The sequence below is a fragment of the Acidimicrobiales bacterium genome (assembly GCA_035536915.1).
Lineage (GTDB): Bacteria > Actinomycetota > Acidimicrobiia > Acidimicrobiales > JAHWLA01 > JAHWLA01.
Map to the genome: position 1 here is coordinate 233,764 of DATLNE010000044.1, position 15,100 is coordinate 248,863.

General features: G+C 69.8%; 18 protein-coding genes. 12 read left to right on the forward strand and 6 right to left on the reverse strand.

Translation table 11 applies throughout. The annotated features are described in order from the left end of the window. The first annotated feature begins 1 nt into the window (after nucleotide 1). The 3 genes from VM938_13510 to VM938_13520 all read left to right on the forward strand — a co-directional run bounded on the left by VM938_13510 (nucleotide 2) and on the right by VM938_13520 (nucleotide 1,633). Nucleotides 2-730: a maleylpyruvate isomerase N-terminal domain-containing protein gene (locus tag VM938_13510; GenBank protein HVF76052.1), complete on the forward strand. Its 729-nt coding sequence runs from the start codon at nucleotides 2-4 to the stop codon at nucleotides 728-730. A gap of 91 nt (nucleotides 731-821) precedes the next feature. Beyond that, nucleotides 822-1,145 carry a metalloregulator ArsR/SmtB family transcription factor gene (locus VM938_13515; protein ID HVF76053.1) on the forward strand — a complete coding sequence of 108 codons (324 nt, stop codon included), beginning with the start codon at nucleotides 822-824 and terminating at the stop codon, nucleotides 1,143-1,145. Next, nucleotides 1,142-1,633, forward strand: a complete 492-nt coding sequence (locus VM938_13520; GenBank protein HVF76054.1) for an SRPBCC domain-containing protein — start codon at nucleotides 1,142-1,144, stop codon at nucleotides 1,631-1,633. Before VM938_13515 ends, VM938_13520 begins: the two co-directional genes overlap by 4 nt. Before the next feature lie 4 nt (nucleotides 1,634-1,637). Here VM938_13520 and VM938_13525 read toward each other — a convergent pair whose 3' ends face one another. Next, nucleotides 1,638-2,186: a TetR/AcrR family transcriptional regulator gene (locus VM938_13525; GenBank protein HVF76055.1), complete on the reverse strand. Its 549-nt coding sequence runs from the start codon at nucleotides 2,184-2,186 to the stop codon at nucleotides 1,638-1,640. 80 nt (nucleotides 2,187-2,266) lie between these two features. Here VM938_13525 and VM938_13530 point away from each other — a divergent pair, with 80 nt between their 5' ends. The 6 genes from VM938_13530 (at nucleotide 2,267) to VM938_13555 (ending at nucleotide 7,150) form a co-directional block, all read left to right on the forward strand. Next, on the forward strand, nucleotides 2,267-2,845 hold the full coding sequence (locus VM938_13530) for a DUF2867 domain-containing protein (GenBank protein ID HVF76056.1): 579 nt from the start codon (nucleotides 2,267-2,269) through the stop codon (nucleotides 2,843-2,845). Further along, nucleotides 2,842-3,546: a molybdopterin-dependent oxidoreductase gene (locus VM938_13535; GenBank protein HVF76057.1), complete on the forward strand. Its 705-nt coding sequence runs from the start codon at nucleotides 2,842-2,844 to the stop codon at nucleotides 3,544-3,546. Before VM938_13530 ends, VM938_13535 begins: the two co-directional genes overlap by 4 nt. An 80-nt stretch (nucleotides 3,547-3,626) precedes the next feature. Beyond that, on the forward strand, nucleotides 3,627-4,196 hold the full coding sequence (locus VM938_13540; GenBank protein HVF76058.1) for a hypothetical protein: 570 nt from the start codon (nucleotides 3,627-3,629) through the stop codon (nucleotides 4,194-4,196). Nucleotides 4,197-4,283: 87 nt separating this feature from the next. After that, complete coding sequence (locus VM938_13545) at nucleotides 4,284-5,768, forward strand: copper resistance protein CopC (GenBank protein HVF76059.1); 1,485 nt, start codon at nucleotides 4,284-4,286, stop codon at nucleotides 5,766-5,768. Between the two features lie 19 nt (nucleotides 5,769-5,787). Next, entirely contained in the window at nucleotides 5,788-6,423 is a 636-nt protein-coding gene (locus VM938_13550; GenBank protein HVF76060.1) for a YcnI family protein, read from the forward strand. A gap of 142 nt (nucleotides 6,424-6,565) precedes the next feature. Next, a complete protein-coding gene (locus VM938_13555; protein HVF76061.1) occupies nucleotides 6,566-7,150 on the forward strand; it encodes a pyridoxamine 5'-phosphate oxidase family protein in 585 nt (194 codons plus the stop codon). Here the strand turns inward: VM938_13555 and VM938_13560 are convergent. From VM938_13560 to VM938_13575, 4 genes are read right to left on the reverse strand one after another with little or no spacing between them, the layout of a single operon-like run. After that, nucleotides 7,136-7,840, reverse strand: a complete 705-nt coding sequence (locus VM938_13560) for a PIG-L deacetylase family protein (protein HVF76062.1) — start codon at nucleotides 7,838-7,840, stop codon at nucleotides 7,136-7,138. The two genes, VM938_13555 and VM938_13560, sit on opposite strands and share 15 nt — an antisense overlap. After that, complete coding sequence (locus tag VM938_13565; protein HVF76063.1) at nucleotides 7,837-9,342, reverse strand: NAD(P)-binding domain-containing protein; 1,506 nt, start codon at nucleotides 9,340-9,342, stop codon at nucleotides 7,837-7,839. The genes VM938_13560 and VM938_13565 overlap by 4 nt, the downstream gene beginning before the upstream one ends. Further along, nucleotides 9,335-9,757, reverse strand: a complete 423-nt coding sequence (locus VM938_13570) for a cyclic nucleotide-binding domain-containing protein (GenBank protein HVF76064.1) — start codon at nucleotides 9,755-9,757, stop codon at nucleotides 9,335-9,337. The genes VM938_13565 and VM938_13570 overlap by 8 nt, the downstream gene beginning before the upstream one ends. Nucleotides 9,758-9,796: 39 nt before the next feature. Then, nucleotides 9,797-11,086 carry a M20/M25/M40 family metallo-hydrolase gene (locus VM938_13575; protein ID HVF76065.1) on the reverse strand — a complete coding sequence of 430 codons (1,290 nt, stop codon included), beginning with the start codon at nucleotides 11,084-11,086 and terminating at the stop codon, nucleotides 9,797-9,799. Between the two features lie 698 nt (nucleotides 11,087-11,784). On the opposite strand from VM938_13575, the gene VM938_13580 reads away from it, so the two are divergent. Next, nucleotides 11,785-12,867, forward strand: coding sequence for a hypothetical protein (locus tag VM938_13580; protein ID HVF76066.1), 1,083 nt, complete (start codon nucleotides 11,785-11,787; stop codon nucleotides 12,865-12,867). A 120-nt stretch (nucleotides 12,868-12,987) separates the two neighbouring features. Here VM938_13580 and VM938_13585 read toward each other — a convergent pair whose 3' ends face one another. After that, on the reverse strand, nucleotides 12,988-13,341 hold the full coding sequence (locus VM938_13585; GenBank protein HVF76067.1) for a helix-turn-helix transcriptional regulator: 354 nt from the start codon (nucleotides 13,339-13,341) through the stop codon (nucleotides 12,988-12,990). Nucleotides 13,342-13,442: 101 nt separating this feature from the next. Here VM938_13585 and VM938_13590 point away from each other — a divergent pair, with 101 nt between their 5' ends. Both VM938_13590 and VM938_13595 read left to right on the forward strand, forming a co-directional pair. Further along, nucleotides 13,443-13,646 carry a helix-turn-helix transcriptional regulator gene (locus tag VM938_13590; protein HVF76068.1) on the forward strand — a complete coding sequence of 68 codons (204 nt, stop codon included), beginning with the start codon at nucleotides 13,443-13,445 and terminating at the stop codon, nucleotides 13,644-13,646. A 173-nt stretch (nucleotides 13,647-13,819) separates the two neighbouring features. Then, nucleotides 13,820-15,019, forward strand: coding sequence for a helix-turn-helix domain-containing protein (locus VM938_13595; GenBank protein HVF76069.1), 1,200 nt, complete (start codon nucleotides 13,820-13,822; stop codon nucleotides 15,017-15,019). Nucleotides 15,020-15,100 lie beyond the last annotated feature (81 nt).

Genomic DNA, 15,100 nt, shown 5'->3' on the forward strand with positions numbered 1-15,100 from the left:
TATGGACTTCCTGGCTGCCATCCGCACGGACGCCGAGCGCTTCTACGACGTGGCCGAGGGGGCCGACCCCACCCGGCCGGTGCCCAGTTGCCCGGCGTGGACCGTCGCCGACCTCGCCTGGCACCTCGGTGAGGTGCATTGGTTCTGGGGCACCGACGTCGAGACCCGGGCAGGCGCACCCGACGAGGTGGAGGCGGCCAAGCCCGACCGGCCCGCCACCCATGCCGAAGTGGTCACGTGGGGCCGGGCCCAAGCCGAGCGAATGCTCGGCATCCTCGACACAACGCCCGACGACGTGGCCGTGTGGACGTGGGCGATGGACGAGTCGGGCCACAACGTCGGCTTTGTGCGCCGCCATCAGGTGCAGGAAGCGGCCGTGCACCGATGGGACATGGAGAACGCCGCCACCGGCCGACCGCAGCCGGTCGAGCCCGACGCCGCGGCTGACGCGGTGGACGAGGTCCTGGCCATCACGCTGCCGTGGGGGGTGCGGCCGGAAAAGCCGCTGTCGGGGAGCGTGCACCTTCACTGCACCGACGTGGAGGGGGAGTGGTTCGTCCACCCCGAAGGGCAGGTCGAGCGCGCCCACGCCAAGGGCGACGTCGCCATCAGGGGGACGGCCTCGGACCTCCTGCTGGCGCTCTACACCCGGGTGCCGCTCAACGGCCTCGACGTCATCGGTGACGCCGCCGTGGCCCACGAGCTCGTGGCCCGCCTCAACACCGACTGAATCCCCGCCGGCACAGGCAGGCGGTTGCGTCCGTGAGTGAGACCTGCTTATCTACAACCAGATGGTTGTAAATGCTCTGACGGATGACGCAGTGGACCGGGTGTTCCGTGCCCTGGCCGACGGCACCCGGCGCAACATCGTGCTGCGGGCGCTGGAAGGCGAGCACAACGTCTCGGCCCTGGCGCGGCACTACCCCATGAGCTTCGCCGCCGTGCAGAAGCACGTGGCCGTGCTGGAGGAGGCGGGGCTCGTGACCAAGCGGCGCAACGGCCGAGAGCAGCTTGTCCGCGGCAACGTCGACACCATCCGCAAGGCCTACGAGCTTCTCGAGCAGTTGGAAGCCGTCTGGCGAGCCCGCATCGACCGGATCGGCGAACTGCTCGCCGACGAACGCACTGGAGGAACCGAACGATGACCGTCACGAACGTCCACAAGGACCCCGAGGCACTGACGATGATCATCACCGCCGACCTCGACGCCACCGTCGAGCGGGCCTGGCAGCTGTGGGCCGACCCCCGGCAGCTCGAGCGCTGGTGGGGGCCGCCCACCTACCCGGCCACCGTCGAGGTCCACGAGCTCACCCCCGGGGGGCGCGTGACCTACTTCATGACCGGGCCCGAGGGCGACAAGCACGCCGGTTGGTGGGAGGTGCAGGTCGTCGAGCCGCCCACCCGCCTGCAACTGAAGGACGGCTTCGCCGACGAAGCCGGCACGCCCAACGACGACATGCCCACCACCATCACCACGGTCACCTTGGCCGAGCGCGAGGGCGGCGGCACGCGCATGACGGTCGAGTCGCAGTTCCCGTCGTTGGAGGCCATGGAGCAGATGATCGCCATGGGCGTCGAAGAGGGCATCACCGCGGCCATGAACCAGATGGACGGCATCCTGGCCGCCGCGTAAACCGTTACGCCTGCAGGCGTTTCAGGGCCATGGCCAACACGTCGGCCCGGCTGCGGCCCCCGTGGTCGCCGGCCACGAAGTGGCTGCCGACGTAGAGCGAGAGGGCGAGCACGCACCGAGCCTCGACGTCGTCCTCGTCGGACGTGAAAGCCCGGAACAACGAGCGCATGTACTCCATCCGGCGGTTGTCGACCCTGCGCAAGCGGGCGGCGACCGCCGGGTCGCGCCGGGCCCAGTCGCGCACGGCCAGGTCGACCCGCAGCAACCCGCTGCTCGACGTGGCCAGTTCGAACAGCAGCCGCAGCCGGGCCCGTTCGTCGCCGCCCTCCTCCTCGATGCGGGCGATGACCTCGTCGATGCTGACCCGCTCCCAGGTGTCGAGCATCTCGTCGAGCAGGGCTTGGCGGTCCTCGAAGTGCCAGTAGAACCCGCCCTTGGTCACCCCGATGGCCCGCGCCAGCGTCTCCACCCGCACGGCGTCAGGACCGCCCGCGGCCAAGGCGCGCAAGCCCTCGGTAATCCACATGGTGCGGGGGGTGCGGCTACGGGCCAACGGGTGCCTCTCCTCTTGCGCCGGGTTGCGGCAGGTGTCTACCCTCGATCCATACGCTACCGTATGGATCGAGGGCAACGATGACGACGAGGCTTCCGAACGCGGACCACACCGACCGTCCCTGGCGCATCCACGAGGTGGCCCCCGACTTCCAGGTGGAAGACGTGTGGGCGCTGCCGACGCCCGGTGGCCCCGACGACTTCGGGCACCTGGTGCGGGCCATGGCCTCGGGAAATCCCAGCGGCAACAGGCATTCCGTCGTGGTGCGCACGCTCTTCGCCATCCGGTGGAAGGCGGGCGAGTTGCTGGGCTGGGACAAGCCCGACGCGCCGCGGCCCACGCTGCGCGACCGGCTGCCCGCCGACCTGCGAGAGGCCACCGGCCCGGCCTTCGACTCGCTGCCGTTCGAACCGCTGTACCTGCTCGACGACGAGTTCGCCGCCGAGCTCGCCAATCGCACCATGCACGGCATCCTGCACCTCGGCTGGGTGCCCGACGGCAATGGCGGCTACCGGGGCCAGTTGGCCGTCCTGGTGAAACGCAACGGCTTGTTCGGCTCTGCGTACATGGCCGCCATCAAGCCGTTCCGCCATCTGCTCGTCTACCCGATGATGATGCGCCAACTCGAGCGCACGTGGCGGCAAGGGGCGCGCACATGACCCTGCCGCCAGGGCAACGACGGGTCGACGGCTTTCCCCGCTTCGGCACCCACCTGCACCACCCGGCGCCGGCCGTCCCCGGCGACCCGGTGATCGACGTAGCCGGCGCGGTGACGGAGCGGGTCACGTTCCCCGTGGCCGAGTTGGCCGGCCTCCCGCGCACCGAACGCACTGCCGACTTCCACTGCGTGGCCGGGTGGTCGGCCACCGGCCTGCGGTGGGAAGGCGTGGCGTTCGCCACCTTCTACCGGGCGGTCGTCGAGCCCGCCCTGGCGCCGGGGTCGACGGTCACCCACGTCGTCTTCCGGGGCCTCGACCGCTTCGAGGCGGTGGTGCTGCTGGAGGACGCCATGGCCGACGACGTGCTCATCGCCGACCACCTCGACGGCCGGCCCCTCGACAGCGACCACGGCGCGCCCGTCCGCTTGGTGAGCCCCAGCCAGTACGGCTACATGAGCACCAAGCACCTGTGCCGCATCGAGGTGCACACCAGCGAGCCGCAGCGCCGCCCCAAGGCGGCCACGACGATCGCCGGCCTCGGCCTGCGGTCGGGCCTGGTGGCCCGCCATCCCCGTGCCCGGGTGTGGGAGGAAGAACGCAACCCCACCTTCCCCAACTGGTTCCTGCGGCCGGTCTACCGCGCCCTCATCGCACCGATCGCCCTCCTGAGCGCACGCGGCCGCCGATCCCCAACGCCCTGAGGCCTGTGGCGCCCGCGCCGAGCGCCGCCGACTGAACGCACGCCTACCCCGCCCTGCTCGCAGGTCGGTACGATCCGGCGGTGACGTCGACCGAGGTGAGCTACCGCGCCCGAGTCGGCGGCCCCGCCGCCGTCGGCATCGTGGCTGCGCACTGGCTCACCTACGTCGCCGCCGCTCCGGGCCCCGACGCCCGACACGCCATGCTGCACAGCACCGGGCACAAGGCATGGCCCTACGTCGTCGCCCTCGCCCTCGGCGCCTTCGCCGCGTGGGCTGCCCGCTTCGTACGCACCGGCCTCCGAGGTGGGGCGACGCCGTCGTTCCGCGCCACGGCCGCCCGCCTCGCCGTGCTGCAAGGCGCCGGGTGGCTGGCGCTCGAAGCCAGTGAGCGCGTCCTGTTCGGCCACGGCGACGGCCACTGGCACGTGGTCGCCCTCGGCCTCGCCGTACAGCTCGTGCTGGCGGTGGTGGGCGCCGCGTTGTGCCGCGTGGCGGCGCGCGTGCTCGTTGCCCTGTGCGGCCGCCGACCGGCGGCACGGTTGCGCGCCGCCGACGCACGACCCCTTCGTCGCATCGACGTCCCCGCTGCCTCCCGGCCCTCGGCCGGCGGCATCGGTCTCCGCGGACCGCCGCGGGCGAGCACGGCCTAACCCACTCCCCGCTCGCCCACCCGGCACCGCCCGGAGGTTGTCGTGTCGTCTCTACGCCGCGGCGCTCTCGCGCTCGCGTTCGCCTGCTTGTCCCTGACCGGCTTCGTCGCGCCCGCGGACGCCCATGCCATCGTGCGTGAGGCGCAGCCCGCGGCCGAAGCAACGGTGGCCGACGCCCCCGCCGACGTCGTCATGCGCTTCAACGAACCGGTGGAGCTGTCGTTCGGCGCCGTCCGCGTCTACGACAGCAACGGCACGCGCGTCGACCGGGGCGAGCCCCGCCATGTGGGCGGTCGCACCGGCGTGCAGGTCGACCTCACCGACGACATGCCCGACGGCACCTACACGGTGACGTGGCGGGTGGTGTCGTCCGACGGGCACCCCATCGAAGAAGCCTTCGTCTTCCACGTGGGTGCGCCTGGTGCCCGCCCCCAAGGCATCGCCGACACCCTGGGGGACGTGCCGCACCGCGGGCCGATCGGCGTTGCCGCCGGCGTGGTGCGCTGGTCGACGTTCGCCGCCTTGCTCATGCTCGGTGGCGCCGTGGCCTTCGGCCTCGTGGTCGGACCGGTGGGGCGCGGCGGCGTGCTCGTGGTGGCGTGGGTGGTCGCGCTGGTGGCGACGGCGGCGGCCTTCGTGTTGCACGGGGCGGTGGCCGGTGAGCTCTCGTTCGCCGAGGCGTTGTCGCCTGATGTGCTCGGCGACGTGGCCGGCACCCGCTTCGGCCGGGTGGCCGGGCTGCGGTTGGCGCTGCTCTTGGCGCTGCCGCTCGTCGCCCGCCTGCAAGCCGTTCGCATCGTCGTGACGGTGGCCCTGCTGGCCACGCCGGGACTGGCGTCGCATGCGGGGACCACTTCGCCGGTGGTCGCCAACGTCGTGGCCGACACCCTCCACATGGCGGCCGCCGCGGCATGGCTCGGTGGGCTCGTACTGCTCGTGCGGCTCCGCCCGCTCGCCGACGACACCGTCGAGCGTTTCTCGCGACTGGCCACCGTGGCGGTTGCCGTCCTCGTGGCCACCGGCGTGTTCCGCTCGGTGGTCGAGGTCGGTGGCCTGTCGAACTTCGACGAGCCGTACGGCGTCTTGCTGCTGGCCAAGGTGGCGGCCTTCTTGCCCATGGTGGGGCTGGGCCTCCTCAACCGCGGGCGACGGGGATCGGTGCGACGCAAGGCGACGGCGGAGGTCGCCTTGGGCGCCTTGGTCCTGGCGGTCACCGCCGCCCTCGTCAACACCGCGCCGGCCCGAGTGGCTGCCGCCGAGGGCGCCACGAAGGAAGTCCACGTCGCCGTCGGGGCCGACTTCGTGCACGTGGTGGTCGAGCCCGGGCGGGTGGGCGACAACGCAGTGGAGCTGGCTTTCGGCAGCCCGTCCGTGCAGGAGGTCCGCGTGTTGTTCCGCATGGCCGAACGCAACATCGGCCCGTTGGTGGCCGAGGCGCACCGAGTGGCGCCCGGCCGGTTCGTGGTCCACGGCCGCCACCTGTCGGTGGCAGGCCGCTGGGAGTTGGAGATCGTCGCCCGCACGGGCCGCTTCGAAGAGGCGCGTGCCCGGGCGACGGTCGACGTCGATTGACCGAATCAGGAGAGAGACAGTGAAGAAGTTCCTCGTGCCCGTTCTTTTAGCGGCAATGGCGCTGACGGCGGTTCCCGCCGCCGCCCACGTCACCGTGCAGCCCACGGAAGCCCGCACCAACTCGTTCTCCCGCTTCGTCGTGCGGGTGCCCAACGAACGCGACAACGCCGCCACGGTGAAGGTCGAGCTCCAGCTGCCTGACTCGTTGGTGGCGGTGTCGTTCGAGCCCAAGCCCGGCTGGACGCGCCGGGTGGAGCGCAAGCCGTTGCCCGCCCCGGTCGAGGTGTTCGGCGAGCAGGTCACGGACTACGTCGCCACCGTGACGTGGGAAGGCGGTCGCATAGGCACCGGCGATTTCGAGGAGTTCGGTTTCTCCGCCCGCACGCCACAGGCGGCTACCACGCTGCGTTTCCCCGCTGTGCAGACCTACGACAACGGCGAGGCGGTGCGTTGGATCGGACCCGCCGGTTCCGAGGAGCCCGCGGGCGAGGTCAAGACGTTCGTCCTGCCCGAAGGCGACCTGGCCACGCTGTCTCGACTGGCAGCGGAGCGACCCGACGCCGACGACGACAGCGGGGATGCCGCCATGTCGGCGGCCGCGCTGGCGCTTGCCGTGGTCGCCGTCGGCTTGTCGCTGCGACGACGGGGGGCGTGAGGTGGCGCCTCCTCGTCCGCCCAAGAAGTGCCCGGCCTGCGCGGGCCCGACACGCGGCGTCATCTGCCTCGCCTGCGACCGGCTGACGCTGGAATGCACCTGCGGACCGGCACGAGAGGAGCGGCAGCGGTAGCGTCCGCGCATGGCGAGCCTCTACCACGACGGCAACCGTCGGTTGCAGGACACATTCGACACGCGGCGCCTGGCCGACCGCTTGGTGGAGGTCACGCTCTCGGATGCCGTCGGCCCGCGGGAGAAGGCGTTCATCGAGCGCCAGGACATGATGTTCGTGGCCACCGTCGACGCCGACGGCCAGCCGTCGTGCTCGTACAAGGGCGGCGACCCCGGCTTCGTCCGGGTGCTCGACGAGCACACGCTGGCCTTCCCCAACTACGACGGCAACGGCATGTACCTGTCGTTCGGCAACGTGCTCGACACGCACGGCGTCGGCTTGCTCTTCGTCGACTTCACACGGCAGAGCCGGGTGCGCGTGCACGGCACGGCGAGCGTCGACCTCGACGACCCGTTGCTGGCCGACTACCCCGAAGCCCAGTTCGTGGTGCGGGTAGCGGTGACGGCGGTGTTCCCCAACTGCCCGCGCTACATCCACCACTACGAACTGGTGGAGCGCTCGTCGTACGTGCCCCGGGTCGAGCACGAGACGCCCACGCCGGAGTGGAAGGACCTGCCCTGGGCGCGCGACGTGCTGCCCTCAGCGGAGCCGTAGGCGGCGGAACGGCTCGGCGTGGGTCACGCCGATGACCTTGCCGCTGTTGGCCGCCACCTTGGGCAGCCACTCCTCGAAGTTGCCCTCCGACACCTGGCTGCGGTGCTCGGCCAAGGCGGCCACCTTGGTGTCGAGGTAGCCGGTCACGTCCTCGTGGTGGTTGATCTCCACCGACCAGCCGAGCAACGCCTCGGGCACGTCCCACGGCTCCAAGCCCTCGCCCAGTTGCTCGGGGAAGAAGTGCGGGTTGCCCGACGCGTAGACGCAGCAGTCGAGGGCGATGGTGCCCGCCGCCCGGTGATCGGGGTGGTTGTAGTAGCAGCGGGTGGTGCCGAGGATCACGGCCGAGGGGTCGCACGTCACCACCGTGTGGGGGCGCAGCTCGCGCATCACGCGCACGACCTCGGCCCGGATCGCGGTGGTGTTCTCCAACTCGCCGTCGTGGACGTTGAGGATGCGCCAACTCGTCAGGCCCAACACGTGCGCCGCCGCCTCCTGTTCGCGACGGCGAACGGTGGCCAGCTCGGCGCGGTCGAGGGTCGGGTCCTGCGAGCCGCGGTCGCCGTTGGTCAGCACCAACAGGTGTACGGGACGGCCTTCGGCGGCCATGCGCGCCAGCGTGCCCCCGGCGGCGATCTCGGCGTCGTCGGGGTGGGCGAAGACAGCCAAGACGGCGCCCGTGTCCGTCATCGGGGCTTCAGCAGGACGGCCAGCTCCTGGTGGTACTCGGCACCGTCGAAGCGGTGCATCGGGTGGCTGGGCAGCAGGTGCTCCGTCACCTCGCCGCCGCGGGCCACGTAGACGGCGGGGTGGATGTCGCCCTCGCTGTCGGTCTCGACGGCCACGGCCACGCCGTCGGAGCCGGGCGAGTCGACGAAGGCGGCCAGCGGCAGCACGCCCTCGTCGTGCGGCCCCTTGTCGTCGTCGAGGCTCACCACCCGGGCCAGGTGCGACGGCTGGTGCCACAACTCGGGCCCGTCCGTTACCTGGGCCAAGAGGTACGGCACCACGTCGTCGGCCGCCATCGGCCGCGGCGGCTCGGGGTCGACCCCGAAGTGGGTGCGGGCGATGTGGCGGGCCTGCACTGCGCAGTTGAAGCGGAACCCGCCGATCGACGCCGAGCGGCTGGGGATGCCGTACTTGCGCAGTCCCGCTTGGCCTTGGGTCACGCTGCCCGCGAAGTAGACGCCGGGCACCGTCGTGCTCTCCCAGAAGTGGGTCTGGCTGGGCAGGCGGGCCTTGAAGAAGGTCGACACGCCGAGGGCAGGCAGGTCGAGCAGCGGGGTGCCGAAGCCGGTGGCTGCGATCACCTCGTCGACCTCGTAGGCCCGGCGCTCGCCGCTGCCGCCGGTCGCCTCGGTGTGCACGACGTAGCCGGTCGCCGTGCGTTCCACCCGTTCGATGCCGCAGTTGAGGACGAAGGTGCCACCGGCCAGGAGGCTGTCCTCCAACGGCTGCACGTACCGGGCTCGTGGCGGCGTCGGCGTGCCCGTGGTGATCGACGGCCGCGACCCGTGCGGCGAGCCGAGGAAGAGCTGGCTGGCCACCGGTAGCAGGGCGTCGGCCAGTTCGAAGCCGGAGTTGCGCTTGCCGATGATGAAGACCCGCTTGCCCCGGTAGGGCTCGTGGCCCCGCTCGGCCAAGTCGACGTAGTGGGGCACGTCCTCCATGCCCGGCACTGCGGGCCGCCACGGCTCGGTCATGCCGATGGCGAACACGGCCACCTTGCAGCGGTACTCGCCGTCGGGCGTGGTGAGGACGAAGCGGCCGTCGTCGTCTCGGCGCGTCGCTTGCCAGGGGCAGTCGTAGCGGGCCACCACCTGCGCCCGCTCGGTGAACGTGCCCATGCTCTGCACGAGCTCTGTACGCGAGGGGAAGTAGTTGGTGCCGTCGGTGAACTCCGAGACGTGCGCTCGATGCTCGGCCTGCCGGGTCACCATGCAGTTCCAGTCGTACTTGTAATAGGCGTAGTCGGCGGGGTCGACGGGGGCGTGCGGCCGGGAGCACGTGATGAGGCGGTCGTGGAGGGGGAAGCGGCGGAACATCCCCCCCGGTCCCGCATCGGCGCTGAGCAGCGCGTGGTCGATGCCGAGCCGCCGGAGGTCGTAGCTCATCTGGATTCCGCCGGGACCGGTGCCCACGACGACCGCCGGGTAGTCGCCCGGCGGGAACGGCTTCGCCGTCTCAGCCATGCCACTGGAACGGCCGGGAAAGCCGTTGGGCCATGGCCTGCAGGAGGCGGAACATCACCTTGGGGTACTGGAGCAGGAAACGCTTTAGGTCCTGCCCGCTCAGCACCAGGCAGCGCATCGGGGTGACCGCTACCACGTCGGCGGTGGGTGCCTCGTCGAGCAACACCGAGATCTCGCCGAAGAAGTCGCCGGGCGCCAACGCCATGCGCTGCTCGCCGTCGACGTGGACGGCGGCCTCGCCGGAGAGGATCACCGAGAAGCCCCCGCCCGCGAAGCCCTTGCGCAACAGGCGTTGGCCGGCTTCTACCGACACCTCGTCGAAGTAGTGGCTCAAGCCTTCAAGCTGGCTCCGGGAGATGTCGGCGAACAGCGTCATCCGGGCCAGGATGTCGACCACGTCGTCAGTGGATTGCATGGCCTGCCTCCTCGAAAAGGCCAACCCTATTCCCCAGGTTCAGAACGTGGTCAGGAGACGGTGCAGCACGCGGGCCCCGAAGCCGACGGCGGCGACCGGCACCCGTTCGTCGACCCCGTGGAACAGGGCCGGAAAATCGAGGTCGGGCGGCAGCAGCAGCGGCGCAAACCCGTAACACGGGATGCCCAGCGCGGTGAGCCACTTGGCGTCGGTGCCCGCGGGGATCATGAACGGCACCGGGTGGGCGTCGGGGTCTTCGGCCACCAGCGCGGCACGCATGGCGTCGACCAAGGGGTGCGCCCACGGCGACTCGACGGCAGGGAAGCGGGCCAGCACTTCGGCGGCCACGTTGGGTTCGAGCCGGGCCTCGATGGCGCGCAACATGTCGTCTTCGTGGCCGGGCAGGAAGCGGCAGTCGAAGATGGCCTTGGCCTCGGCGGGGATGACGTTGGGCTTGTCGCCGCCGAGGAGGATCGTGGGGGTGACGGTGTTGTGCAGCGTCGGCTCCACGAAGGTCCACAACGAGCCGAGGCCGGCGAAGGCGGGAGCGGGATCGGCCGGGTCGATCGGGTGGCCGAGGACCGCGCCCACATGTTCGAGGAACGCCGCGGTCGTGGGGGTCAAGCGGTGGCCGCCGTCGAGGTCGCGCAGCGCGGCGATCGACGCGGCCAGCGCCATGACCGGGTTGTCGGCGTGCGGCATCGACGCGTGCCCGGCCCGGCCGCGGGCGCGCAGGCGCAGTGACACCGACCCTTTCTCCGCCACCTGGATGGGATAGATGCGGGCGCCCGCCGGGGTGGTGACGGAGAAGCCGCCGAGCTCGCCCACCGCGGCGGTCACGCCGTCGAAGACCTCGCGGTGCTGTTCGACCATGTACTTCGAGCCGCGTCGGAACCCGCCCTCTTCGTCGGCGAAGAGGCACAGCACGAGGTCGCGGCGCGGGCGGGTGCCGTCGGCGGCCATGCGCCGCAGCGACGCCACCAGCATGGCCACCATGTGCTTCATGTCGACGGCCCCGCGGCCCCAGATGCAGCCCTCGGCCACCTCTCCCGAGAACGGCGGATAGCGCCACGCCGTCGGGTCGGCGGGCACCACGTCGAGATGGCCGTGGAGCAGCAGGGCATCGTCGGAGGTGCCGTCGCCTTCGATGCGCACCACGTAGTTGGACCGGCCTTCCTCCAACTCGTAGATGCGCCCGTCGATGCCGACGTTCGACAACTGCTCGGCCACGAGCTCGGCCGCCGGGCGCTCGGGCTTGCCCGGGTTGGTGGTGTCGAGGGCGATCAGTCGGGCGCACAGGGCGACGGCCTCGTCGGCCAAGTCGGTCACGGCCCGGGAGCCTAGGAGGCGACCGTCTGCCGAGCGCGGGCGACCGGCCGAGCGTAGGGTTCCAAGCCCTTTTCGGTGACGACGGCAATGCCGTCGCTTACCCCACCGGAGAGCGCGTTCGTCATACTGTCCGTAGCCGTCGGGTGGGTGGTCGTCAGGCCGCTGACCTGGACTTTCTGTCCGGGACGTCCGCCGCTGTCCTCGTTTCACATTCGGGACGCTGAGGCCGCGGGTTCGAATTCCCGTTCCCGCTCAGAAGCTGATCAGAGGGTCGGAGCGCATCACAGGCTCAGAACACAACTCGGTCATCCCAGGTACCCAGATTCGGGGGAGACCTTGGTCTGCATGAACCACCGACGTACCGAGCTTGGTGGCGGCGTTGCGGTTTCCTTCGGTAGGCCTTGGCGTAGATGCTGTGGTGCGAACGTCGGCGTGCCCGAGCCAAACCTGGGCGGCCTTCACGTCGACTCCATCGGCGACGCGCTCGCAAAGGGTGCGGTCGGCAGCATCGTCCTGACCGACAGGTAGGAGCCCGCCTCACGGCGAACCTTGTGCAAGAGAGTCGGAAAGTGCAGCGGTGCCTATGGCTAGGGCGGCGGCAATGGACAGACGTAAACGTAGGGCGGCGGTTGGGTGACGTAGACAGTTGCGCCCACGCACTCGGGAATCGTGGTGTCGGCGTTTGCAATGGAGTGCGGATGGATCGTCGAGAAGCTGAGGGCGCCGACCAGGGCGCCGACGGGCACAACGAGGATGCAACTTCGTCGCATGACCGTTCGTCTCGTCATATCACCGGTCCCTCTGGCGTTGTCCTTCCGGTCTATCGCGATCCCGAGGCGCTCGCGTCCTTCTTCCACAAAGTCGACGGCGAGGTGCGAGCGACACTGAGGAGACAAGGGCTAGCGCCCGAGTCGGTCAACGACATCGCCCAAGAAGCATGGTTGAGGCTGTTTAAGCGCGGCCCCGCCCTTGGTACGGCGGCGGAAACCGCAAAGTGGCTCTCGCTCGTCTCCTATCGCCTGGCGGTGCAGACCACCCGCAAGGAGCGTCGCCGGGTCCGTCGATTGCGCGAGGTTTTCGCCGAGGGTCAGGAAGTCCTGCCCGATGTAGCCGAGCGCGTGGAGCTTCGGTCCCAGCTACCGGCGTTACTCGACGCCTTCCGATCCCTGTCCGACAGCGACCGAACGGCCCTCGTGACAGCCGCCAACGCGACTCCACGAGGCAGCACGCGACGCGAACGCGATGCCGTCTCGCTGCGCGTGCTTCGCGCCCGCCGGCGTCTCCTTCGCCGCCTGCGCGGTTGGCTGGCCGGCCTGCCGATTTCATGGCTGCCTAGTCGCCAGAGCCAGGAGGTCATCCAAGGGACCACACGCTGGGTCGGCGCGTGTGCCGTCGTGGCCGTCACCGTGGCTGTGGGTGGCGCTGTCGTCTCTTCGCAGCCGGCGAACGAGCTGGCGGCGACAAACGCTTTTGTCGAGCGAGAGGGGCTGCCTTCCGACCCAGGTGTTGGCGCACCACACGTGCGGCGTGTGCAGCTTGGTCCCGTGCCGCAAGCACGACGGAGCGCCGAGCCCGCGGCCTCGCGTGCCGGTGCAGACACCGGCGGTACCCGAACGCTCGTCGTACTCGCAGCCGACGGCCAACCACGGGCCGTCGTAGGGGAACCGCCACGACGGGGCGGGGAACTGATGTGCCACGGCAACCTGCCGCTCATCGAGCCGCAATGTATCGAACACCCACTACGGCGATTACCGCCCGCTACTCTGCCTACGCGCGATTAGTGAACAACTTTCACCTCGGCGCAGGATTTCCCGTAAAGGTGGCGTAGTTCATACCCGACGAAGACTCGCGTGGGGGGAAGCGTCTTGGAGGATCGACGGCGGTGCGGGTGGGCGCGGACGTCAGCGCCTCTTCTGCGCGCTCTGCGCCATCGCGGCGCGGTAGGCGTTGAGCACGAAGCGCCGTTGTTCGGCATCCAAGGCCGGATCACGAGCGACAGCGGCCTCCACCGAGGGGACGTCGTGGACCACCCCCGCTACCAGCAGGACGAAACCCCGCCGGTGGCCGGTTGCCTCTTCGACGGCGATTATCTGTTCCAGGGAGGGACGCTGCTCGTCTCGCTCCCACCGGGAGACAGACGGCTGGTCCACGCCGATGGCGTCGGCGAGCGTCTCCTGGGTCATGGCGCCACGCGCCTCGCGGATGGCGTCTCCGAGGCGCAACCGCCGCTTCGCGCCGCCGGATCGGTGTTCCACGTATGCAGGCTACGCATACGCCTAGCGGCGAGTTCCTATGTTTGTTACGCATATGTGAGTTACGCATGTTGACAGAGGCGAGACAACTCTGGGGGCGTCGCGTGCGCGAGAAGCGGGGACCGGTGACGCAGCGCGAACTGGCCTCTCGCACCGGCCTCGACCAGGCGACGATCTCACGCATCGAACGAGGGCTCGTGAGTGTCAGCGACGACGTGAAGGTGAAGATCGCAGCCGCGCTCCAAAGTCCCGTCGGGGAGCTCTTCGGTTGGCCAGACGCCACGCAATGCACGGACGAAAGCCGATGAGCCGCCGTGATTCCCCCGGGCATCCAGAAGGGCCGACTCTCCACGGTGTGGACCTTCGCGGCCTCGTGGGCCGAAGCAGGAACCCCGGTGCCGTGGACTCGGTCGAAAGGTCGCTCATCGCCAGCGGAGTACCGCCGACTGTCGCGCGGGGGGAATGGCCGACGGACCCAGAGGTGACGGCGGTGCTCGACGAGCTGACAGCCCACCTACTGGCCGAGCCGGACCCGTTGGTCCATGCGGTGCTGAGTGGGATCTCGGGCGAGGTGCCGGCATACCGCTCGTTGAGCCCGGACGAGTGGGACGTTGTCTCGCGTGGCGTGACGTACGCGGTGCGCAAGTTCGTCGAGCTGCTTGCGGAGCGGCGGCGCCCCAGCTCGGACGAGTTCGACGACATCGCCGCCATTGGCGTGGTGCGGGGAGCTCAAGGCATCCCTCTCGACGGCATTGCGGCTGCCACCAGGGCGGGGCTTCGTTGGGGATGGGCCTATCTGCTTTTCGAGACCGGTCTAGCGACAAGTCCTTGCGCGCTGAAAACCCTTGAGTGGCTTGGGCCCTTGGCCTTTGATTACACGCAAATGGCCAGCGCCGCCTTACTCACAGGCGCGTCCGGAGAGGCGATCGACAGGCTAGATGCAGAGCAGCGTGCGAGAGGGGAACTCATCGAGCACGTGCTCTTCGCCTCATCCGTTGACCACGATTCCGTCGTTCGCCTCGGAGCCGCCCTCCGGCTCGACTTCGAAGCTTCTCACCTGTTCTTGCAGCTCGCGAGCGACAGAGTCGCGCCACTCCGCAGTGCCAGTGAAGCATTGTTAGCCGCGAGTCCGCAGCCCCTTTCGGTGTCGCTCCGAGGCAACCCGATCCTTCACATGACCATTGTGCTCGATGCCCACGACCCGAACTTGGTCGAGCACGCTGCGGCGGTCGCTCACTCGGCGGGAGTACTCGTTGCTGTGCCTCCCGCTGTCGACAGCCTGGCTGGCCTGCGCCAGGCGTATCTCGACGCGCGTGCGACCCTCTCGCTGGCGCTGCGCCTCGGCTTTGAACCCGGTTTAGTCCCTTGGCGGTCCCTTGCAAGTGCTCGTCTGATAACTCTTATCGACCCTCAGACCGCCCGGGACTTCGTCGACGAAATCCTGGGCCCAGTGCTCGTTCTGAGTCGAAACCGCCGCGAGCGACTGTTGCAGGCGCTGACGGCGACGCTCTGGAGTGAGGGCAGGCGGACTGACGCTGGTGCCCGAATCGGGGTTCACGGTAAGACCGTGACCCTCCGGCTACGCGATGTAGAGCGGCACACGGGGCTCAGCATCCTCGAACACGACAGCCGACTGCTACTGGAGCTCGCAGTAATGCTTCACGCCCTACACGACCAATGATGGCGCCGATCCGCTTCCGTTCACCAGCGCGGCTGGCTTGTGGGACGCCCCACCGGCTGAGGCTCGCCCCCGTAGTCCGCG

Bases quoted from the DNA above. Each gene is read 5' to 3' on its own strand.
- VM938_13560 (HVF76062.1), bottom strand. From the start codon at position 7,840: ATGACGGACACGGGCGCCGTCTTGGCTGTCTTCGCCCACCCCGACGAC.
- VM938_13510 (HVF76052.1), top strand. From the start codon at position 2: ATGGACTTCCTGGCTGCCATCCGCACGGACGCCGAGCGCTTCTACGAC.
- VM938_13535 (HVF76057.1), top strand. From the start codon at position 2,842: ATGACCCTGCCGCCAGGGCAACGACGGGTCGACGGCTTTCCCCGCTTC.
- VM938_13565 (HVF76063.1), bottom strand. From the start codon at position 9,342: ATGGCTGAGACGGCGAAGCCGTTCCCGCCGGGCGACTACCCGGCGGTC.
- VM938_13520 (HVF76054.1), top strand. From the start codon at position 1,142: ATGACCGTCACGAACGTCCACAAGGACCCCGAGGCACTGACGATGATC.
- VM938_13555 (HVF76061.1), top strand. From the start codon at position 6,566: ATGGCGAGCCTCTACCACGACGGCAACCGTCGGTTGCAGGACACATTC.
- VM938_13580 (HVF76066.1), top strand. From the start codon at position 11,785: ATGGATCGTCGAGAAGCTGAGGGCGCCGACCAGGGCGCCGACGGGCAC.
- VM938_13530 (HVF76056.1), top strand. From the start codon at position 2,267: ATGACGACGAGGCTTCCGAACGCGGACCACACCGACCGTCCCTGGCGC.
- VM938_13570 (HVF76064.1), bottom strand. From the start codon at position 9,757: ATGCAATCCACTGACGACGTGGTCGACATCCTGGCCCGGATGACGCTG.